Annotated in this window: 17 protein-coding genes and 1 CRISPR repeat array (1 of these 18 cut by a window edge); of the genes, 4 read left to right on the top strand and 13 right to left on the bottom strand. The window is 65.8% G+C overall.

All coding sequences use genetic code 11. The features are described from left to right. Nucleotides 1-27 precede the first annotated feature (27 nt). The 4 genes from KGQ19_RS00645 to KGQ19_RS00630 all read left to right on the top strand — a co-directional run bounded on the left by KGQ19_RS00645 (nt 28) and on the right by KGQ19_RS00630 (nt 3,921). On the top strand, nt 28-648 hold the full coding sequence (locus tag KGQ19_RS00645; protein WP_212007033.1) for a prepilin peptidase: 621 nt from the start codon (nt 28-30) through the stop codon (nt 646-648). Between the two features lie 269 nt (nt 649-917). Next, nucleotides 918-1,100 (top strand): hypothetical protein, encoded by a 183-nt coding sequence (locus KGQ19_RS00640; protein ID WP_212007032.1) that lies wholly within the window; start codon nt 918-920, stop codon nt 1,098-1,100. Further along, nucleotides 1,097-3,316, top strand: coding sequence for a hypothetical protein (locus tag KGQ19_RS00635; protein ID WP_212007031.1), 2,220 nt, complete (start codon nt 1,097-1,099; stop codon nt 3,314-3,316). Before KGQ19_RS00640 ends, KGQ19_RS00635 begins: the two co-directional genes overlap by 4 nt. Next, nucleotides 3,316-3,921: a hypothetical protein gene (locus KGQ19_RS00630; protein WP_212007030.1), complete on the top strand. Its 606-nt coding sequence runs from the start codon at nt 3,316-3,318 to the stop codon at nt 3,919-3,921. The genes KGQ19_RS00635 and KGQ19_RS00630 overlap by 1 nt, the downstream gene beginning before the upstream one ends. Before the next feature lie 158 nt (nt 3,922-4,079). Here KGQ19_RS00630 and KGQ19_RS00625 read toward each other — a convergent pair whose 3' ends face one another. The 13 genes from KGQ19_RS00625 to KGQ19_RS00565 all read right to left on the bottom strand — a co-directional run bounded on the left by KGQ19_RS00625 (nt 4,080) and on the right by KGQ19_RS00565 (nt 16,314). Continuing rightward, entirely contained in the window at nt 4,080-6,908 is a 2,829-nt protein-coding gene (locus KGQ19_RS00625; protein WP_212007029.1) for a BTAD domain-containing putative transcriptional regulator, read from the bottom strand. Further along, nucleotides 6,905-7,366, bottom strand: a complete 462-nt coding sequence (locus KGQ19_RS00620; protein ID WP_212007028.1) for a hypothetical protein — start codon at nt 7,364-7,366, stop codon at nt 6,905-6,907. Before KGQ19_RS00620 ends, KGQ19_RS00625 begins: the two co-directional genes overlap by 4 nt. Continuing rightward, nucleotides 7,363-7,788 (bottom strand): TadE/TadG family type IV pilus assembly protein, encoded by a 426-nt coding sequence (locus tag KGQ19_RS00615; protein WP_212007027.1) that lies wholly within the window; start codon nt 7,786-7,788, stop codon nt 7,363-7,365. Before KGQ19_RS00615 ends, KGQ19_RS00620 begins: the two co-directional genes overlap by 4 nt. Then, nucleotides 7,781-8,182 carry a TadE family protein gene (locus tag KGQ19_RS00610; RefSeq protein WP_268907651.1) on the bottom strand — a complete coding sequence of 134 codons (402 nt, stop codon included), beginning with the start codon at nt 8,180-8,182 and terminating at the stop codon, nt 7,781-7,783. Before KGQ19_RS00610 ends, KGQ19_RS00615 begins: the two co-directional genes overlap by 8 nt. 4 nt (nt 8,183-8,186) lie before the next feature. Then, nucleotides 8,187-8,396, bottom strand: coding sequence for a hypothetical protein (locus KGQ19_RS00605; RefSeq protein WP_212007025.1), 210 nt, complete (start codon nt 8,394-8,396; stop codon nt 8,187-8,189). A gap of 46 nt (nt 8,397-8,442) precedes the next feature. Then, nucleotides 8,443-9,342 carry a type II secretion system F family protein gene (locus KGQ19_RS00600; RefSeq protein ID WP_212007024.1) on the bottom strand — a complete coding sequence of 300 codons (900 nt, stop codon included), beginning with the start codon at nt 9,340-9,342 and terminating at the stop codon, nt 8,443-8,445. Further along, on the bottom strand, nt 9,343-10,227 hold the full coding sequence (locus KGQ19_RS00595; RefSeq protein ID WP_212007023.1) for a type II secretion system F family protein: 885 nt from the start codon (nt 10,225-10,227) through the stop codon (nt 9,343-9,345). Beyond that, a complete protein-coding gene (locus KGQ19_RS00590; RefSeq protein ID WP_212007022.1) occupies nt 10,221-11,585 on the bottom strand; it encodes a TadA family conjugal transfer-associated ATPase in 1,365 nt (454 codons plus the stop codon). Before KGQ19_RS00590 ends, KGQ19_RS00595 begins: the two co-directional genes overlap by 7 nt. Then, on the bottom strand, nt 11,582-12,313 hold the full coding sequence (locus tag KGQ19_RS00585; protein ID WP_212007021.1) for a hypothetical protein: 732 nt from the start codon (nt 12,311-12,313) through the stop codon (nt 11,582-11,584). Before KGQ19_RS00585 ends, KGQ19_RS00590 begins: the two co-directional genes overlap by 4 nt. 1 nt (nt 12,314) lies before the next feature. Further along, nucleotides 12,315-12,854, bottom strand: coding sequence for an SAF domain-containing protein (locus KGQ19_RS00580; protein WP_212007020.1), 540 nt, complete (start codon nt 12,852-12,854; stop codon nt 12,315-12,317). Between the two features lie 169 nt (nt 12,855-13,023). Beyond that, nucleotides 13,024-13,941 carry a hypothetical protein gene (locus KGQ19_RS00575; protein ID WP_212007019.1) on the bottom strand — a complete coding sequence of 306 codons (918 nt, stop codon included), beginning with the start codon at nt 13,939-13,941 and terminating at the stop codon, nt 13,024-13,026. After that, nucleotides 13,935-14,483, bottom strand: coding sequence for a hypothetical protein (locus KGQ19_RS00570; RefSeq protein WP_212007018.1), 549 nt, complete (start codon nt 14,481-14,483; stop codon nt 13,935-13,937). Before KGQ19_RS00570 ends, KGQ19_RS00575 begins: the two co-directional genes overlap by 7 nt. Nucleotides 14,484-15,057: 574 nt before the next feature. Next, the gene (locus KGQ19_RS00565; protein WP_212007017.1) at nt 15,058-16,314 is read right to left on the bottom strand and encodes a tyrosine-type recombinase/integrase; all 1,257 of its coding nucleotides are present in this window, start codon (nt 16,312-16,314) and stop codon (nt 15,058-15,060) included. A 2,467-nt stretch (nt 16,315-18,781) separates the two neighbouring features. Beyond that, nucleotides 18,782-20,954: direct repeats of the CRISPR family, unit length 28 nt; unit sequence GGAAGATCCCCGCGCCTGCGGGGCCGAC (it continues 181 nt past the right edge of the window).

Below are 20,954 nucleotides of genomic sequence, written 5' to 3'. Positions count from 1 at the left end.
CGCGCTCGCCATTCTGCGATCACGGTCATGACCTCCGTCGATGACACGCCCGCGCTCGGCAGTGGTGCAGCGGTTGCCTCCGAGACAAAGCCGGCGGGACGAGACCTTGTGGTTTCGGTGCTGACGCGGCGTTGGCCGGTGCTTCTGGTTGCGGAGATCGGGTTGATCGCAGGCCTGGTGCTGCGTGGGGCGCCGGCACTGATGTGGCCTGTGCTCGCCTACGTCACGGCGGTCTGCGTAACGCTGGCTGCCGTAGACGTGCGGTATCACCGCCTCCCAAACGCCCTTACGGTCGGGTCCTATCCGCCAGTCGCTGCCTTGTTGCTCATTCCCGCGATGGCCGACGGCCGGTTCCAGGCGTGGGATCGAGCGTGTATCGCGTGCCTGGCGGTGATGATCGTGCTCGCGGGTCTGAGCCGCGTGCTCGGCTACGGTGCAGGAGACGCCAAACTTGCCGGACTACTTGCGATGCCGCTGGCCTGGCACAGCTGGGGAGCGTGCCTGGCTGGAATCTGGGTCGGATTCCTGATGACGAGTGTCTTCGGTGCGGTGCTGCTCATTACACGCAGAATCGGCCGCCGCGATCGAATCGCCGCGGGGCCGCCCTTGATGGCCGGAGCGTATCTCGTGCTTCTGGCGATCCTCTGAGTGGATCATCCACGGGTAGTCGGATGCGTAGTCCGGCGTTCACTGATGGTGGTTTCGGCGTTGCCAGTCCGTCAGGTTCTCAACTAGGTTGGTCGGCGCTGCCTGACGGGAACGTGAGTTTCGAAGGCTTCTGTGATTCGGGGGAGAACGTGGCAGATCTATATATCGATGGTCAAGCGCTAGCTGACTTCGCAGGCCAGCTCAGAGGGTTGCTCGCGGACTTCTCAACGTCCATTATGCCGTCCTGGCAAGGGGTGTGCGACGGATCGATGCTGGACGAGCTCACGAGCCTGTCCACCACCGACCACACCTGCGGCGCCCGTCTGAACAGCTACCTCACAGGTCTGGCCAAATACACCGACCAAGCTGCACAAGCCGCCGAGAAGGCGGATGGCGACATCGCGCGAGCGGCTCCTTCGGTGCCGCACGGTCGATTGGCGGCGTCGTTTTGAAGCCAATCGATCCCGACGGCACCACGACGCTGCCCACCTACGACCCCTGGGACGGGGATCCGGCTCAGTTCGACACTGTCGTTGCCAACCTGGTCAAGCGCGAGGGCGACGTTACGGAAGTCCGCCTCGGCATCGCCAGTCTGCTGGCCGATCCGAACCTGTCGCTGTGGCTCGGTAGGAGTGCCGACGCGTTCCGCAACACACTTGGTCCTCTACCGGCGATGCTCGATCAGATGACCAGCGCCTACACCGACGCCGCAGACGCCGTTCGGGCCTATGCCCAGGCTCTGCGCGACGGCAAGGCCGCGTTCGCCAAGGTCCAGTCGAATCTGCAGGCGCAGGCGTCTACAACACCGGATGGGCTGTCGACGCTGCTGGCATCCCAGGCCAGTGACGCGTCGGCCGAGCACGACACGGCGAAGCGGACGTGCGCGAACAAGCTGGCAGTGGCGGATCAGGACCTGCGCGGCGTGGCGGCCAAGCTCGCGGCGACGAGTTTCAATGATTTCGACGCGGCCATAGTCGCCAACGGCGGGAGCCTGGCGGATCTGGCCGGCTTGGCGAGTATGGGGATGGACCGGTACAACGCCCAGGTGGATGCGGTCAGGTCGGCTCTGGCCGGCGACAAGGGAGCCATCCCGCCAGACGTGCTGAGCACCGAGGTCGAGAACATGCTCAACGCCTACGGCGGAAACCCGGACTTCTGGGTTGCGTTCGGGCCGCTAGTGGGCAAGTTCCCGGCCTATCTACTCAGTCACGACAGGTTGCCGGACGGAAGCCTGCCGCCAGCGGACCAGGCGCTGCTCACACAGCTTGGCCAGGCCGCTGCGAAGGCCGCGGATGCCGGGAGCATGGCCTCGGTGGTCGCCGCCAGCAGCGTCTCGGACCTGCTCGGGCTCAGTACCGTCGTGGCCGCAGCCGGCGGTGGGCAGGCGTTCGGGAAGGGCCCCGGCGCCATGTTCCTGAGCGACCTGGTGACGAAGCTCGTGAATACGAACACCTACAGCGACCCAATCAGCTACAACACGGCCCTGACCCAAGCGCTGCAGGCCGCCGCAGAGAACGGCGACGCCGTTCGCCTGGCTCTTTCCAGCGCCGAAGGGCAGCAACTGGCTACAGAGCTGTTGCAAGGATCGGTCTCGCTAAAGGAGCAGGTCGGCACCGTCGGCGGCTCCTACACGAACACCGTGGGGCCGAAGTTCACGGACCCGGCGGCGATTTCGGCTTTCCTGAACGCCGGCCTGATGGGAAAGCGCGGCTCCGATCCTGTGGCGATGCAGGAGATCCAGGCTGCGCTGAACGTGGTCCGGGCGGCTGCGGCGTTCCACGGGTGGGATCCGTCGGATCCTTCTATGCCAGCCGAGGTTGGGCCGCTGCCGGAGTCCATCACGCAGGCGCTCATTCACTTCGCGAGTAACAACTCGCTAGATCTGGCGTTGTCTACTCAGGGTAGCAGCGACGGCCTATCAACGGTGCAGTACGGCCCAAATGCACCCTTCTACAACTTCACTGTAACCCAGGATGAATTGAAGTCCTTTCTCAGCCTGGCTCTGGCGGATCCGAAGAACGCTGCCGCCTACCGGGGTTGGCTTCAGGGATCGTATACAGGGCTGGTGCAGGCTGCCATCCAGGATGGCCCGAAGAGCGACTGGACGCAGCCCTACTCACAACTCATCATCGCCACTCAAGCGGTCATCGATAAACAGCAGCTCGACGCGGCCGGGCATGCGGACGCTATGGCAGCCAATCACGTAATGGTGTTCAACATGCTCACCGGCGCCCTCGGCAACGCACCCGGCGGGGAAGCACTGGGCATCGCGCAGACGGTCGACGGCTTCCTGCAGCCACTGGCTGGATCCCCGCCGACGACCGACGGTGGCCTGCTCCACCAACTATTCGACCAGTCGCACACCGCGACGGTAGCGCTGGGCACCCATCAGGACGACATCAACCAGATCCAGCATATGCAGGTTCTGGTGGCTCAAGGAGCCCTGGACTCCGGACGGTTAACACCTGACATGCTCAGCCCCGGTGTCGTCGTGGACGGCAAGGTGCAAGACAACACCGCGTTTCAAACCTGGTATGGCACGCTTGGATCGAAGCTAGTCCTGGGCCCGCCGGCGCCCCCACACCCAGACGCTCTCGACAAAGCGCTCACACCGCGTTCGCTACAGGAATATGTCAATGAATTTACGAACGCGCTGGAGCTTCACTGATGATTACCATCCATCGCCGTAATCTCACCTGCGTTGCTGCGGTGATAGTGGTGGCGTCTTGGACCACCGGGTGCGGCGGCGGGAGCCAAACCGGTGGGTCGCAGCCGTCTGCAACGATCAAGATACCCAGTCCGGATTCGACGGTGGTCGTCACGCAACTGGTTTTGGACACCGGGGTTCTGCCAGTCAATGATGTTGATCCCGGGGTTGTGGTGGATGGCGTCGTCAAGGATGGCAGTCAGTTCACCACGTGGTATGCAACCACAACGTCCGACATGTTGTTGTCCCAGAACTCAAAGGTGAAGCTCTGGGACGAGGCCGGCAAGGTTACAACGGCGATCAACAGCATGGGGAAGGGGCGGACCTCGGATAGCCTGCACTCCACGGCGTTGGGGATTCTTGCGCAGGAGCTGGTCGACGCGAATTTGATCAATGCTCAGACGCTCGGCGGTGCCGTCGACTCTGCGGGCAAGGTGAATCTCGGCAATGGCTTGAACACCTGGTACTCGGCACATCAAAACGACGTCCTGCCCGGTGGTACGGGCGTGACCTACGCGACCGAGGTTACGCGGATCGTCACAGTGCTCCAGGGCGCGCCTTCCTGACCGTACTAATTCTCGACGTACAGGTTCGGCTAGACGATTGATTCCTGGGGGTTCCGGCATACGAGACCGCCAGCCGACCACGAAAGCTGCGAAACGGCTCAGCAGCAAGCATGGGCGACCTTGGGCTGTCCGCGTTCGGTTGCTTCAATCACAGCTACTCATCGTGACGGCGGGCGGCGCGTCAACTGGTCTGCCAACGTGTACGTGCTCGGATCGACCTCGAACCCTGCCGCCTCGTACCGTACGTCGAGCAGATTGAGAGTCCGGCGGACGGCATCGCGGCGGCCGAGGCTTGCCTGGGCTCTCATAATGCGACGGTACAGGTCCTCGTTGAGTAGGTCCTGTTCCAGCAGCGCGTTGAGTGTGGCCAGGCAACGGTCGGGATCGTCATGGCTGTAGATGCGGGCGAGGTCGCCGGCGGCGTCGCGGTAGGCACGGAGGCGTCCCTCGCGGTGTTCGAGGAGCCAGTCGGCCTTGATGCTCTCGTCGATCGGCCCTCGGTAGAGTGCGCAGGCTGCCTCCATCAGGCCGGTCTTGTCTTCGTCCTGGTGAGCGGTGGCTGCCTTGGCGATGAGGCTGTCGAAGTACGCGAAGTCGGTCGTGACTGCGGCCGGGTTGAGGCGGACGATGCCGCTGCCGCGTTCACCAGTGATGAAGTCGGCGGTCGCGCCTGCGGCCTCTCGTAGTTGCTTGCGGGCGATGGATAGCGCTGAGTCGAAGCTGGTAGTTCGGAGCTTCTGCTCGACGTTGGGCCACAGGGTCTCGGCCATGTTTGCTCGGGCGACGCCGCGCGGGTGTAGGGAGAGGTAGAGCAGGAAGGTGCGGGAGCCGACACGGATGGTCTTGCTGACGTCGCGGCCGTCGATCGCTGCTGAGAACGGGCCCATCAGGTTCAGGACCAGGGTTCCGGGCGGGGCCTGGACTCGGCAGGCGGCGCGCTCAGGCCGCGGTGGGGTGGTTGGTCCCCAGATTTCTTCTTCCTTTGTGAGCGTTCGAGGTGCCAGCGAGGCGGCGGCCTCGGCGTCTGTGAAGGGCTCGGACGTCGTTGGCTCGGGCGGCAGGATGGCTCGCAGCAGTTCGCAGGCCTCATCTGCCGAGAGTGTGAACGCGCGAAGCCCAGCGAGTTCGGCGGATCCAGCGCCAGTCACGTTCGCCGCCGCATCGTTGGCGTAGAGCGTTGTGGCGGCGTTCCATGAGCCGAGACCGACGACGCGGATATCGACGGTGCGGCTGGCGGCAGCCAGTGCTTCGAGACCAGCCATCCCGGATGTTGCCTCATCGGCGAGGACGACCAGCGGAACGAAGGGCTGCTCGTGTGCGTAACGCCGGACCTCGTCGGCGTCGTTGTAGCCGTACTCGGCGACGATTTGCTGACGTGCGTTCATCTCGATCGAAAGCGTCGCGAGCAGATCCTCAGGATTCTTGGCCACGACGAGCCGAGGTGTTTCGGGAAGTACGGTGCTTGGTCCGAGTAGGCGTTGCAGCAGATCACCAGTGAGTCGGACTTCAGCGGTCTGGCGGGTCTCGCCGGCTCCGCCAGCTGCCAGTGCAGATACCAGAAGCGCGCGGGCGACCTCCAGAGCCTTGTCGCCGGCCAAGCCCAATCCACCCGGGGCTGCCGTGTCCAAGGAGATGGCGGTGTTCCCACGTGTACCGATGCAAACGTCGGTCGCCGCGTCGAGGGACTTCATCAGCGACGAGAGCGAGGGGGCGTGGGGTGACCGATCGTGTGAGTCGTCGGGGACCTCGGTCAGGGCCGGCTCGCCAGCGGCTGTCATCTCGATGCCGTCGGCAGGCAGCAGCTCGTCGTCGACGTACGGATCGGTGACGAAGTCCTGCTCGTCCTGAAAGTATCCGCGTCCCGGTGCGCACAGTGTCAGATAGTGGTCCCGTTCGAGGACGGCCACGGCTTCGCGCGGCTCCAGTGGCGGGGCGTCAACGCCGCACGCTTGGGCAATATCGCGGAATCTGTCCAGTGAACGGTTCCGCAGTCTGACGAACGCGAGAGCGGCTGCAACACCCGAGGCGAGTTCGATGCCAACGTAGCCGCCGCCCGGGAGCTCGATGCCAGTCCGGTCTCTCGGAGCGACATGGTGCTGAGTGCGGACCACCACCGCCCTGTCAGTAGCCGGTGCGTGCTGAGCTGCCTGCGGCTGGAGTGTCAGGGGAGGTGGAGCCGGGACTGTGATCGAATGCGGCGCAGCAATGGAGGTGTGCGCTGAGGACGAGAGCGCCTGCGCGTACGCGGTGTTCGAGGCCACGGCTGCCGGAGTGGCTTCGGTATCCGGCAGTTCCAGGACCCAACCGGGGACGATCACCTTTGGATCGGTGAGTGCACGCCCGTCGCTCTGCTGTCGGCCTCGGTTGAGATCGAAGATCTCCAGCCAGCGGTTCGCCTTCCCCAGGTGATGTTCGGCGATGTCCCACAGGGTGTCGCCGTGAACCACGGTGTAGGCGTTTTGCGCTTCCGTGGTCTCCGTAACGACGGCCTCCGAAGGTTTCGCCTCCTCCCGGGCACCGGGGACTGCTGGAGCCACAGAGACCGGCCGCACCGTGCCGACGTGGAAGTCGACGGCGGCTTTCGCCACAGCTTGCGGGGCGACGGACCGCGGCGTGATCAACGCGATGGTGAACGCCGCGATGAGCCCGCGCACCAGCGTTCCGCCGGGGCCGCCGGCCATATCACGACGCAGCGGCTCACGGTGCCGGACCACGCGCAACAGGTCGGCGATGACGCCCGGGATCTGTACGGCGATCTGGACGACGAACACCACCCAGACCAGCCACAGCAAGTACACGACGATTGCGAGGAACACGTGGATGTCGACTCGGGTGGACAGCCAGTTGCTGACCGTCGCCGTCGTCGGCACGCGCTTCGGGATCGGGCTCCCGATGTACGTCAGTAGCGCCCAGGGAACCCCGGCGCTGATCCCGACGGTGACGGCCAGCGCCGCGACGGCCCTGGCCAGTCGCCCAAGCAGGCTCACGAAAGCCTCCCGGTCTCGGGCCGCACGGTCGCGGTGACGGTCTGGCTGATGGAGCTGAACCCGACCATGAACAAGAACTGGGTCTTGACCGTCCGTGTCACGGACACCGTCACCGACGGCCCAGATGTCGCCGCGCCCGTTTCGACGGTCCCAGGCAGCTCCTGCTCGATGTGGACAGTTGCTTTGTCGCCGGTGGAGGCGATGTAGTCCTGCGCTGCCTTCTTCGCCGCTTCCGGGTTCAGAATCACTGTGTTGTCCCGCAGCAACGTGTCGGCATCGATCATCTGCGCGGCAGCCCGCCCGGCGGCGGTGGCCTCGTCCAAAGCCTCGGCGCGAGCGGACGCGACCGCCCCACCGTCCACCACGAGCCCGATCACAAGCATCAGCGCGGTGGCCATGATGACGACGAACAGCGTCGCGAAGCCTTCGTCGTTGTTCCGGAGCTGCCGAAGGCTCATTCCGTGACCTGCCGGAATCTGTCGATTGGCTCGGAGGACGACCCGGTGATCGCGGTGTTGAGCGGGAGATAGCCCATGCCTGCGAGGTCTCCGAGTTCGGCGTGGCAGGTCACAGCCACCTTTACTGTCCCGCCTGCTCGGAACGACGAAAGGTCGATGTGGACTTCTCGAGTTGTGCAGGCGACGCCGGAGCTCGCCAGCGACTGTTTGACCTCGGCCTCGGCGTCCGCCCGCGCGTCGTCGGGGCTTCGGGCCAGCGATGCCGTACGAGCTGCCATCGAGGCTGCGGTGTCGACGTGCATCTGTGCCGATTCGAATCGTGCGACGGTGACCAGGACCAGAAAGAAGATCATCAGTGACGGAACCAGAATGGCCAGCTCTAGCGTGATCGAACCTGCCTCGGGATCGAGCGGCTCACCCATGACGGTCTGCCTGTGAGTACTGCTCAGTCGGTCCGGACGAGGCAACGATGACGCGGCTCGGAAAGTACGGCAGGAAGTGCGGCACGTCCGCTGCGACTGTCACAGTCACGGCGCGGCCGCCCCGCCCCACCTGCACTTGGGCATTGGTCAGTGTTCCGTCGCCGACGAGGTGCAGCACGTGCTCAGCCTCAGATTGGCCGAACTGGGAAGATCCCTCGTAGCTGCGCGCTGCGGCGACGGCTCGGTCAGCGACGAGCTGAGCGATCTGCTGGGCGTGGAAGTAGGCGCCACCCTGCACAATCAGCATGATGGCCAAGACCAGCACTGGCATATTGATCACAGCCTCCAGCGTGGTGGAGCCGTCGTCGTCACGGAGTACAGCAAGTAGTCGCATCGGCTCAGAAGTGCAGGCTCTGAGCTTTGCTGATCACCAGGTTCTTGACGATCTCGCCGACCGTAATGGCGATGAACATGATGATGCCGATCCAGATGCACATCTCCAACGTGGAGTTGCCGGCGTCCTCGTGGAACCGCTCGTGGAGCGCGGCGTTGCGGACCTTGATACCGATCCACAGGCGGGTTGCGGTCTTGGACAGGTGGCTCTTCATGGGGCAACTTCCTCGTGTGCGTTTTCAACAGGTTGTGGATAAGTAGTCAGGCGTGTCTGGAGGCCGCGATCAGCACCGGGTAGATGAGGAAGAGGATGAACATCATCCCCATCAGAGCTCCGGGCATGGCCAGGCGTGTCGTTGCGGATTTGGCCTGAGCGACGCAGCAGGCGAGTTCGCGCTCGCGCATGGAACGGGCCTTGGCAGCCAGGGATGACTTCACCTTCGCGCCTTCGGTGCCGGCCAGCGTTCCGGCCGCCGCGAGCTCGGACAGTTCCTCGATTCCTACCTCGCGACCGAGCCGGTCAAGGTGGGGCCAGGCGCTCTCACGGTGCAACTGCGCGGCGTCCAAGGCGTCTCGGATGCGTCGGAACATCGGGCCCCGTCCGTCGGCTGCGGCGGCGACCATCGACTGCTCGATGCCGCCACCTCCGGCCAGCGAGGTAACCGCTTGGTCCAGGAACACACGGACAGCCAGACGTGCGGAACGGCGGAACTCCTCGGCGTCGGTGTGAACAGTCAGGTCGAAGATGAAGAAGCCCGCCGCGCCCAGCACGGCTGAGCCTGCCGCGACTTCTGCTACATCTAGGTGGATTCCGAGTGTGGCCAGTGTCAGCAGCGACGCGACGGGGATCATCGTCCCGAAAACGGCGGCCACGGCCTTGTCCGACAGCACCTGCTCGACCGAGCGTTCCATCAGCTCTAGCTCGGTACGTACCCGATCTCCTGGAACACCGACGCGCTGCAGTGGCCTGACCGCGCGTCTTCCGAGACGACTCAACGTGGAGGCCTGCGAGAACGAGGCCTGAGCTGACTGCGGGGCTGGTGTCCCGGCTTGCGCCCGAGCCAGGATCTCCGTCACAGACAGTGCGGCCGGAAACAAGCCGGCGATCATCAGCCACAAACCGACACCGAGGCCGGCAGCCGCGAGGAGGAGTGTCAGCATCTATCGGCCTTTCCAGTCGTCGCCGACCAGCAGCCGGGGGAGTGGCTTCGGCCGCGTGATCACACGCATCCACGCAAACGACGCTGCGAACCCGGCGACGATGACGAGCATCACCATCTGACCGGAGAAGGTTCCGTAGGGCTGGAGGAACTTCGGTTCGAACAGCTCCAGGCCGAAGGCGATTACGAAAAAAATCCCGATGACGCCGCGCTGCGTCGTGCGGTGCTGTGCACGTTCGGCATCGACTTGCACCGCCAGAGTCACCTGGGCGCGAGCGGCAGCGGCCAGTTCGCCAAGCAGGTCGGCGAGGTTCTTCGCCTGGTTGCGTTGGGCATTGACCAGGGCCATCACCACCTGGTCGGCGATCGGGTCCGCCAGCCGGTCGCCGAGCGCCGTCATCGCATCGCTGAATGGTTGGCGTGAGCGTAGGTCCGCTCCGAGGGTCGCCATCGGCTCGGCCAGTGCCTTCGGGGCGACGGAGGTCGAGGCCAGAACGGCTTGCTCAAGCCCAGCGGACGACGACAGCGTGTCCCGCAGCAGCTCGGACCAGTTGGCCAAGCCCTCGACGTTTGCAATCCGGGACTTTTCGGCGACGTCCTCGCCAGCTAGCACCGGCGCGAACCAGACCCCGCATGTGACGGCGAGCGCGGCCACCGGCCAACCGGTGAACAACCCGGCTGCCAGGCCGACGCCTACCGACACGGTGAGCCTCATGGGCTGGCGGATCACCGAGCGCAGGTCGAGGCGCCGATGCCACGCGCTCCCGGCGTCTCGGATCGTCGGTTCGCGGAAGGCCGACACAAATAGGAAAAGGCCGGCAAGGAGAGTGAACGTCGCACTCCCGACGGTCAGCAGCAGAGTTCCGTTCCCCACACTGATCACCACGGATTTCGGGCGACCAGGATCCGCCGATCGAGCCCGGCGGCCTCCAGTCGCTTGGCCCGGGCGGCGGTCAGCGCTCCGGTCGGCTCGGCACGTCCTGCCGGGTCCGGACGGTAGACCTCGTTCGTGATCAGCTGCGACCCGTCCGCGTCGACGATCTCTCGGATCGAGGCTACGACGCGGGTGGTCAGGTCGTCGGTGTAGTCCAGCTGCACGATTAAGTCGATGGCAGAGGCCGCGTAGAGGTTCGCCTCTTCCAGACGCAGCCCTTCCGGTCCCTTCGCCGCGTAGGCGGCGATCCGCATGAGAGCTTGGCGTGAGCTGGAAGCGTGGATTGTTGCCATCGAGCCGTCAGAGCCCTGGGACATCGCCGCGAACATGGGCAGGATCTCTTCGCCGCGTACCTCGCCGACGATCACTCGGTCCGGTGCCATCCGAAGCGCATTGCGCGCCAGGTCGGCCAAGCTGACCGCGCCTTCGCCCTCGATGTTGTCCAGGCGGGCCTGGAAGGACTTGACGTCGGGGTGCTGCTCTGGATCGGCGCCGAGGTTCAACTCTCGGCTGTCCTCGATCGTCACCAGGCTTTCCCACAGCGGGATCTCCGACGCGAGCGCACGGAGCAACGTCGTTTTGCCAGTCTCTGGGCCACCGGATACCAAAATATTCATCCGAGCCTTCACAGCCGCGGCAAGGAAGGCCGCGAGGTCGGGGTCCATGACGCCGAGCTCCACCATCGTTGCCATGGTCGCTGTGGGGAACCGATGGATCCTGATGCTCAGGCTCGGGCGGTCGACGACCCAGCCCGAAGCGTTCAACCGGGAGCCATCTGGCAGTTGCAGGTCAAGTAGCGGGGAGCGACGACTGAACAGCCGTTCTTCCTCCCCGGAGTGTGCGGCGATCTCACGAATCAGCTCGATCAGCTCCTTGTCGGAGCGTGCGACGGGCCATTCACCGCGGGCCCGCCGGTTGCCGCTGAGTCGGAGGAAGATCTTGTCGCAGCCGTGGGTGTTGATGTTCTCGACGTCCGGCATGTCCAGATAGGGCTGCAGACCACCGAGACCGAAGAGGTGGTTGCGCGCCTCTTTCGCCCAGGAGCGCTCGGATTCTGCATCCGGCAGCGGTCGGCCGGCGGCTAGCTCGGAGCGGGCATACGCCTCTAACTCCTCGCCGAGGAACGCCTCGGCGATCTCGTCACGGCGACGCTTGTCGATGTGGCCGTCGATTGCAGCCTCCTCGACTCGCACTTGCTCTCTCAGGCGATTCCTGACGTTGCGAATCAGCGTGGGCGCTACATCGGGGTTGGCCTCTGCCTTCGTCCCCTGCGATGGAACGTGTCGAGCGGTGAGGGCGTCAGCGGTCATCGGTGGATCAGGCTCCTGGCATTGGTATCGGTGGGTCGGAGAAGCGCGAGCTGAGATGCGAGGCCGTCCGCTTGGGTGCCGAAGGACTGCCTCGCCTTCCGCTCCGACCAGCGGGTGAGGATCGATCCGGAGACGGCGATGGACGGAATCGTCGCGGCGATAGGGAGCCCGGTCAGGTTGTGGATCTCCCTGGCCTTCCCGCCGCCGACCAGGACGACCTTGGTGCTCTTGTTCACGGCTAGCAGGTCCTGAGCAGCCGACTGGACACGTTGCACCTGATCCGGTGCCGAACGGCTGACAACCAGCACGACTGCGCAGTTGGTGAGGAGGTCAGCGGTGTTCAGATCCTTCGGGTCGATTTGGCCCAGGTCTAGTAGGGCCGGCTCGGGTGTCTCCCGTAGCAGGTCCAAGAGCCCGTTCAGCGCGGTCACCGCGTGCCGTGCCTGCTCCGTCTCATGGGGCGCGGTGACCATGGGGAGTGCGGCCGGTCCGAGGCGCCGCGTGTGAGCATGAAGGAGCGCCGCGTCTGGCTTCAACCGCGAAGCAGCGGCAAGTGAGCGGAGCCCGGGGTCCTCTGCAACATGGAAGCGCACTGCGATGTCGCCGCCATGTGCGTCCGATTCGATGATGGTCGGCTTCGGATCAGTGGCTGGCCACGCTGCAGCCAGCGCGATGGCGGTCGTGGTGACGCCGGGCGAGGACTTTAACGAACACAGGCCGATTAGCACGTCAGCCTCCCGCCGGCTGGAGCACCAGCGCAAGCGTGTCTGTCTGGGCCGCGCCGACATGCTGCGCAGAGGTCGGGTCCGTTAGGACACTGACGACTGCCGAACCCTGGTCGTCGGGCGTGGAGATCTTCGTGACCGTCGCAGTGTCCGCGACGATCTGCACGGGACTCGTCGGAGATGCGGACGGTGCAACGACCTGCACGTGGCTTCCCGGCGTCAGATCGGGCGGGAAGGAGCCGGATTTCAGGTGCATCGAGGCGACGGCCTGATCGGTGGGTGGGAACTGTGCCACGCCGATGAGCGACTGCGTCAGCACCTCGCCGGGCACCAAAGGTACGGCTGCGGGCTGACCGAGGATCGTCGCTTCGCGCTCGGATGGCACAATGCCGGTCAACGTTCCAGGTGCGATCTCCACGACCTGCAGGTCTGGCGCGGTGAGGACCTGGCCCGCTGGTACCGACTGCGCGACGACGAGAACCGGAATCCGGCCACCGACCTTCAAGAACAACATGCCCAGCACGCCAATCGAGCCGAGCGTCACCACTGCTCCCGTCGCGGCGCGCGGGATGCTGCGCAGCCGCTTCGGTGATGCGGCCCGGACGGGGTCGATAGGAGTACGCGCAGGTGGGACTTTCTCCCGGCTGCGGGAAGGCACGCTGAACGGTGGCACGGAAACAAGACCTCGATGTTGACGAATCACTGCGGAGCTATCAGGGATGGACGTTGGTCACGAGAGCCTGGATCTCGGAGACCTTCACGCGTGTAGTGGCTGTCGCGGTCAGGTCGGGTTCGGCCCCCGATAGGCCGCCGGACGTCGACCATGTCACCTTCCAGTGCGTCGTCACCGACACAGGGAACCTGCTGTCGGGTTGCGAGGACGATGGTGTGGAGTACGTGTAGCCGCAGTCCGGCGACTGAGGCAGGTCGCCCGCCGGCCGGGTGGCCGGATACGGAGTTCCGGGTCCGCTGCACGTCATCGAGCCACCGTCGCCCATCGACCAGTCCGAGACGACCGGTGCCGTGGTCATAGTCAGCGTTACGCCACCAGCTGTCGCGGTCGTCGCCTTCGGTTTCCAAGCTGAGGCCGGGGACCAGGCCCATAGCGGCATACCGACGTACTGCGTTGCGTCGGTGGCCGGGGCCATCACGATTGGCGGGGCCAGTATGCGCAGGGTCGCGTAGGTCTGGTCAGCGAGGGATTTCGCCGCTGCCGCAGGGCTTGTCGGCGTTACCGGTAGAAGGTTGATCGGTGGTCCGACGTTGGTGGCACCGTCTGGGCACGATTCGGCCATTTGGACATCGACCGGTTGCGATCCGACCGTCCCATCCTGCTGAATCGCGGGAGGAGGCGTGTACTGGAATGTCGCCCCGTAGCCGCAGCTTGGAGGTGGTGGAGGAGGGGGCGACGGCTCTTTCGGAACGGCTTTGTGGACGGGAGGCGCGACCGTCATCTTGTACTGGCAGAATGCGCTGCTTGGATCCTGCTGGCAGACATGGCTGACCACGGTATTGGTATCAGTGGGCGACTGGTTCTTCTCGTTGACGGTGTTGCCGCTCGCGTTCGCGTTAGGCGAGACGAGAATCGCAGCCAGTAACGGGAGCACGCCAACCGATACTCTCTTCAGCACGATCCGGGCTGACCCATCGTGATATCCGAGACCTTCCAGACCCCGTCCTTGAATGTCATCTGGGCTTGCACGAGGTGCGTGCCGCCTGGGGCCGAATCCTTCAGGGCGCCGGTGGCTGCGACATACTTCAAGAAATTCGTAAGATCGGCGCAGTCCATCACGCTTGCAGCCGTCGGATAAGTGCTCGGCGTCATGGAGACTACGGCCGGGTGCAGCATGGCGTGCCCTTTGCCGATCCACCCGAAGTGATGGTCCGCCGCGAGGCTCTCGTCGAGTGATAGCAGAGCCTTGCTGGTCGCGTGGTTCACCACAGTCGGGTGCTCCCAGTTCGCGGTCAGCTCGTCTTTCTCGTAGTCGCTCCACATCCCGCTGTAGCCAGCGAGGATGGCCTGCTTTGCCGCTGCCGTCGAATCCGTTGGCAGTGTGGACGAAGCCGGTGTCGGGATCGGTGCGGCCTTCTGCGTGGCATCGGAGCATCCACCGACGAGGCCGCAGATAGCGGTCGCGGCCGTAACCAGCGACTTCCAGGTCTCGTCCCTCACCGCCGTGCCTTTCGCTGCCGCGTGTCCACCGAACGTCTCGCGAGTAACCGTCACATCTCGAAAGCGGCGCTGATGGGCGACACGCCGAAAGGATCAACCTTTGGTGTGATCGATTACTCTTCTAACGGAAAGGGAACGATCTGGCATCGAGTCTGTCGATTCTGGCGGCCATACCTATCGTGACTGCGTGTTCGTGGACGACGTGCTTTGCTAGACGCCGGCACCGTGGAATGATTCGGGCGCAGCCGCAGCTAAGCCCCGCCTGCTCCTGGAGGCGCTACTGCTGTACAGCTGTTCCTACAGGCCACGCCCGACACCGTGCGGCGCAAAGGACTGCTGCGCGCATTCTTGAGTAGCTTCGTTCCGTATGTCCGTCTCAGTGGTTACGGCCGATGCTCGCCCGAATCCGTGGCGGAGCGTCCGTCTCGGACGCTCCGCTGCATGGCTGGGTGCAGATATTCGGAACCCCTTACGAAGATCTTTGTCTCACTTCGATCTGCCTTCGAACCTGGCTTGGTGGAGAGCTCGGAATCTCTGCGTAATGATCTTGTGGGCCCGGGGCAGGAGTCCGAGACTACGTGCCGGCGGGGCCCAGCCGCGTCTCGATCAGCGCCATTGCGGCTTCTTCCTGACCGTCTAAGCACTTCGCGTAGACATCCAGCAGCATCTTCACGCTGTGGCCGGCCCATACCGCGACCTGTGCAGCTGCCACACCGGCGTTCAGCCAGGTCGAGACCGCGGCGTGTCGCAAGTCATAAGGGCGTCTGCCCAATGGAGACCGGACTTGTGGAGGGGTGAGAGCGACGTTGCGTGCGGCGTGCCAGACCTTGTTGTAGGAGGCGTAGGTGTACGGCAGGTCCCGCGTGTTACGGAACAGCCGGCCATCGTCGGTGATGCCGAACGCGGCGATGTGCGCGTGTAAATGCCTGACCAGTTCGGGATGGGCCGGAACGTGGCGCTCGTCGCCATCTACGCGGTGCTTGAGAGACTTGCGCTGGTGCCCGGTTGCGTTGTCGGTCCAGGCGGGGCCGGTGTACGGCGTGGCGCCGTCCAGGGTAAGCCAGCCCCATCCGGACTCCGGCAGCAGGCAGTCATCGATCCGGAGGGCCAGGATCTCGCTGGGCCGCAAGGCGGCGAAGTACATGGTTGCGAAGAACGCGACCAGACGTTTGCCCGGGAGCCCTTGAGCGGCGACGGCGTCCAGAAGAGCCCTGGCTTGGTCTGGGTTGACTACGCTGCGCCGGTCGACGCCCGCCGCGCGCCAGGTCATGGCGTCTTTGATCCGGTCCATCGGATTGCGATCGAGCAACTCCAGCTCTACTGCGTAGTTGAGTGCTGAGACGAGTACCGAGCGCTTGTTGCGGCGGGCCTTCGTCGAGTACGGCCGACCGTCCAGCGTGGTCAGGGTCGTCGCGAACGCCGCGCGCGCGATCCGGGGATCCAGCAGGTCGGTCAGCGGGCGTGAGCGTTGTTCGATCCAGGTGATCGCGTCGGTGTACATACTCGGTGGAGGGCCGGCTTCCCTGGCGGTCTTGTTGAACGACCAACTAGCCAGCGCACGGAACAGCGTTCTTGGGTTGGGCGCGCCGACCTCGCTCGTGACGATGCCCGCAGTGACGGTGGCCAGACACTCTGCATAGCTGCGACGTGAACCGCACTGCAGGAATGGCCACTTCATGTCGTTGAACGCAATCGCGTGCTGGTACCACGTCAGCTCCCGCTCCTCGACTGGCTGGGACGTGGGCGCGCTGACGACTGTGTCGAAGTAGGTGCTCGTGGCGGATCCGGAGCGTCTCGGCGTCGGCCATGAGGGGATGTCGCGTTTTGTCATGCCCAAAACCTGACATTCGCGATTATTCAGGGCAAGGCCATGCGTGTTACGAGTGGGCCAAACGTGGGCTGCTCGGTGGCGTGGCGCAAGCCGGCCTCGAACTATAAGACGATGGGTGTCAGGCTGTTGGGCCTTTGGAAGCGATAAGTGGGGCGCCATTGGTGCCCTACTCGTAGGGAAGACCCGCGCCTTCGGAGCATACGTCGCGCATCGGGCAGCAACGCGTGGGCGCGTACCTCGGCTGGAGTTCGCCCATGGCCTGCTGGTAGGGAAGATCCTCGCGCCTGCGGGCTGACGCGCGAATCGCAATGCTCTACGCCGGCGGCTTCGGAAGATCTCTACGCCTGCGGAGCCGACTCCCGGACCGAAGGCACCACCGGCAACATCGAAGGAGATACCCGCGTCTGCCGGGCAGACGCAGCCTATGCGTGGCTGTGGCCGCTGGGAATGGGAAGATCCCGCGTTTGCGGGACCGACCAGGTCCGCGCCGGACGGCGAGTTGAACGACACGAAGATCCCCGCGCCTGCGGGACCGACGGGCATCCGGTCTACAGCGAGCTGATGGTGTACGGAAGATCCCCGCGCGTGCCGGGCCGACATGACCGGTCAAGGCGCTGCCCGTCTCGCGAGGAAGCTCCCGCGCCTGCGGGGCCTACACCATGCCGTTCACCGTTGCGGAGCTGCAGGAGGGAAGACCCCTGCGCTTGCGGGGCCGGCCACGGAAGGAGTCCCTCTCCAATCCAAGTGATGAGCCGGGAAGCCCCCCCCGCGCCTGCGGAGCCGACGGATACCCGTAGACCGACACCAACGACGGCATGGGAAGACCCCCGCCCCTGCGGGGCCGACCAGTTCCGGGCGTACCGCGCAGTGCGGAACCGCGGAAGACCTCCGCGCTGGCGGGGCCGACGTAGTCGACGAGCGCAGCGCGGGTCTCGCGGAGGGAAGAAAGACCCCTGCGCCTGCGGGGCCGACAAGCACACCTGCCACGTCGACCGCCGCTGGCGAGGAAGACTCCCGCGCATGCGGGGCCCACAACCCCGACGTGTTGCTCGCGACCGGGGACGAGGGAAGATCCCTGCGTGTGCGGGGTCGACTGCCGGAAGCAAGGCCGCCTCGTCACCGCTGCAGGAAATCCCTGCGGCTGCGGGGCCGACGCGGGACCGGCACAGGATTTGGATGTCGTGGAGGAAAGATCCCCGCGCCTGCGGGGCTGACAGCTCGTTCCGGGCCAGCCACTCCACCAGGACAGGAAGATCCCCGCGCCCGCGGGTCGACGTGGGATAAGTGCTCATCCATGAGCCGGGAAAGATCCTCGCGTTTGCGGGGTCGACACGGGCGAAGAGCTCGCGCAGTTCTTCCACGGGGGAAGATCCCCGCGCCTGCGGGGGCCGACGTCTGAACGGCAATCGCCATCAGCGTGCCGACGGGAAAATCCCCGCGCCTACGGGGCCTGCACGTCGATGCTCTGGTTGAACGTGTCCTGGATCGGAAGATCCCCTCGCTTGCAGGGCTGACGGTAACAGCGCGCCAGGCATCCCCCCGGCAGTGAACACCCCGCACCTGCGGGGCCGACGGGCATCCGGTCTACAGCGAGCTGATGGTGCATGGAAGATCCGCGCGCGTGCGGGGCCGACAAGAAGGCCGAAGCGGCGATCACCTTCATGCTGGGAAGCCGCCCCGCACTTGCGGGGCCGACGAGGTGCTGTTCTTCCCCAACCAGTACCAGCTCGGAAGACGCCCGCGCCTGCGGGGCCCCGGCAAGTGTCAGGGTGCCCTCGGCAACCTGATCGAGGGAAGATCCCCGCGCCTGCGGGGACTAACGGCTGACGACGGACCGTGTCAGACAGAACAGCGGAAGATCCCCGCGCTGGCGGGGCCGACTTTTTCCTTAGTTTGGGCCTCGTCCAGCGTGAACGGAAGATCCTCGCGCCTGTGGGGCCAACTGTAACCGGCGCCAGACCCGACTGGCGGTGATGGGAGGATCCCCGCGCTCGCGGGGCCGACGCGACGAAAGTCATCGGATTGGTGGCGCCGGCAGGCAGATCCCCACACCTGCGGGGCAGGCAGGCGGTGCGGACACCGGCGTGTGGGCCCATCCAGTACGGAAGATCCCAGCGCCTGCGGGGCCAGTCACGGCGGCTGATGCCCCGACTACGACCCGGATGGAAGATCCCGGCGCCTGCGGGGCCGGCCCTGCGATCTGAGCGCCCTGCGACTCGGCCAGCGGAAGATCCCCGCGCCTGCGGGGCCGACAGCGACCCGAACCAGTTCTTCGCCGGGAACGGGGGAAGACTCCCGCGCCTGCGGGGCCGACTACATGGGCGAATGTGACAAGGACGCGGGGAACGGAGGATCCCCGCGCCTGCGGGGCCGACGAGGCGCAGTCTCTCGGGCTCGACATCATCCAGGGAAGACTCCGCGCCTGCGGAGCCGACAAGTGTCAGGGTGCCCTCGGCAACCTGATCGAGGGAAGATCCCCGCGCCTGCGGGGACTAACGGCTGACGAGGGACCGTGTCAGACAGAACAGCGGAAGATCCCCGCGCTTGCGGGGCCGACACGCGACCGGTGTTGTTCGCTATGCAAGGCACTGGAGGATCCCCGCGCCTGCGGGGCCGACTGAGCCAGGGCCTCATCGAGCCGACCAGTCATCGGAAGATCCCCGCGCCTGCGGGGCCGACCTGTTGCTGCCGGATAACATCGACGCCGAGACGGGAAGACCCCCGCGCCTGCGGGGCCGACGAGGTCCGGGGCCGGGCCGCGTCCAACGCGAGCGGAAGACCCCTGCGCCTGCGGGGCCGACGACCGACCCGAGGCGAACCCATCATCGATAACGGGGAGACCCCCGCGCCTGCGGGGCCGACTCCGGCCCGTTCGCACTCGTCGCCTCCTACGACGGAAGACCCCCGCGCCTGCGGGGCCGACCTGACCGAACTGTGGAACGACACCGGCGGGAAGGGAAGATCCCCGCGCCTGCGGGCCGACGGCATTCCCAGCATCATCGCGGGCACCTCCGTGGGAAGATCCCCGCGCCTGCGGGGCCGACCACAGCGGCAAGATGAGGAAGAACCATGTCGACGTGTCGACGGAAGATCCCTGCGCCTGCGGGGCCGACACCATCATCGAGGAGGTGAACTTCTGTACCTCGGGAAGATCCCCGCGGCTGCGGGGCCGACTTGACGAACTTCATGATCCCCATCCACAGCACCGGAAGATCCCCGTGCCTGCGGGGCCGACGGACCTGAGTACAGCCATGCCGTCGCCACGTAGGGAAGATCCCCGCGCCTGCGGGGCCGACACCTCGATCGAGCACCCGCGTACGTCGGTCCTGGGAAGATCCCCGCGCCTGCGGGGCCGACAGGGCGTGCGCGGAGCGAGCCTCGGCATCCGGGGGAAGATCCCCGCGCCTGCGGGGCCGACACCTCGGTCACGCTCATGCCGGATGCCGGATCAGGAAGATCCCCGTGCCTGCGGGGCCGACAACGTGGTCGCGGAGCTGGAACCGAGAACGAGGGGAAGATCCCCGTGCCTGCGGGGCCGACGGCTTCACAAGCCTTCGCTTCAGGTCGTGCATGGGAAGATCCCCGCGCCTGCGGGGCCGACTCCTGATCGTGATCCTGTTCGGCTTAGGCACGCGGAAGATCCCCGCGCCTGCGGGGCCGACGGCGACAAGGGCAGTGCTTTTGCCCGCGCTGGAGGAAGATCCCCGCGCCTGCGGGGCCGACGCGGTCCGCCTTCTGGCACATCGCGACGATCAGGGAAGATCCCCGCGCCTGCGGGGCCGACAACGGGTCGGTGTGGTCGGCGTCTATCCCGGAAGGAAGATCCCCGCGCCTGCGGGGCCGACCGCACCTGCTCACCCCGGGTGGTGGTACATGAGGGAAGATCCCCGCGCCTGCGGGGCCGACCGCGGGAAGGGCCTGCCCTCCCGAATGCACAAGGGAAGATCCCCGCGCCTGCGGGGCCGACGTTCCGCGAGTAGCCGTCGTAGGGGCCAATGGGGGAAGATCCCCGCGCCTGCGGGGCCGACTTTTTGCCTGCATCATCCAGGCTGCGGCCTGCGGGAAGATCCCCGCGCCTGCGGGGCCGACCCGCAACCGTTACCGCCGCCGTCGCGGCTGGCGGGAAGATCCCCGCGCCTGCGGGGCCGACGAGGCGCACCGGCTTCTCGCCCACGCCGACGAGGGAAGATCCCCGCGCCTGCGGGGCCGACAAGAAAGCCGAGGCCGCGATCACGTCGATGTTCGGAAGATCCCCGCGCCTGCGGGGCCGACAGGTTGTGTAGTGGTCATCCCGACCTCCTTCTGGGAAGATCCCCGCGCCTGCGGGGCCGACACCTGAAGCTGGAGCTGGCGGGCGGTGTCCAGGGGAAGATCCCCGCGCCTGCGGGGCCGACTGAGCATGCCCCCAAACTACTCGATCAGCTACGGGAAGATCCCCGCGCCTGCGGGGCCGACGCGGTGGCGGCGTCATTGACGGCCAGGGTGTGGGGAAGATCCCCGCGCCTGCGGGGCCGACGCGGTCGCGTCGTTCCAGCCACCGATGGCCAAGGGAAGATCCCCGCGCCTGCGGGGCCGACTTCGCCGACGCACGCACCGCACGCGTCTGCCACGGAAGATCCCCGCGCCTGCGGGGCCGACAC

The sequence above is a fragment of the Catenulispora pinistramenti genome, from assembly GCF_018274385.1.
GTDB classification, from domain to species: domain Bacteria; phylum Actinomycetota; class Actinomycetes; order Streptomycetales; family Catenulisporaceae; genus Catenulispora; species Catenulispora pinistramenti.
The sequence above is the reverse complement of the archived record's forward strand: the minus strand, read 5'-3'. Positions and strand labels throughout refer to the sequence as shown.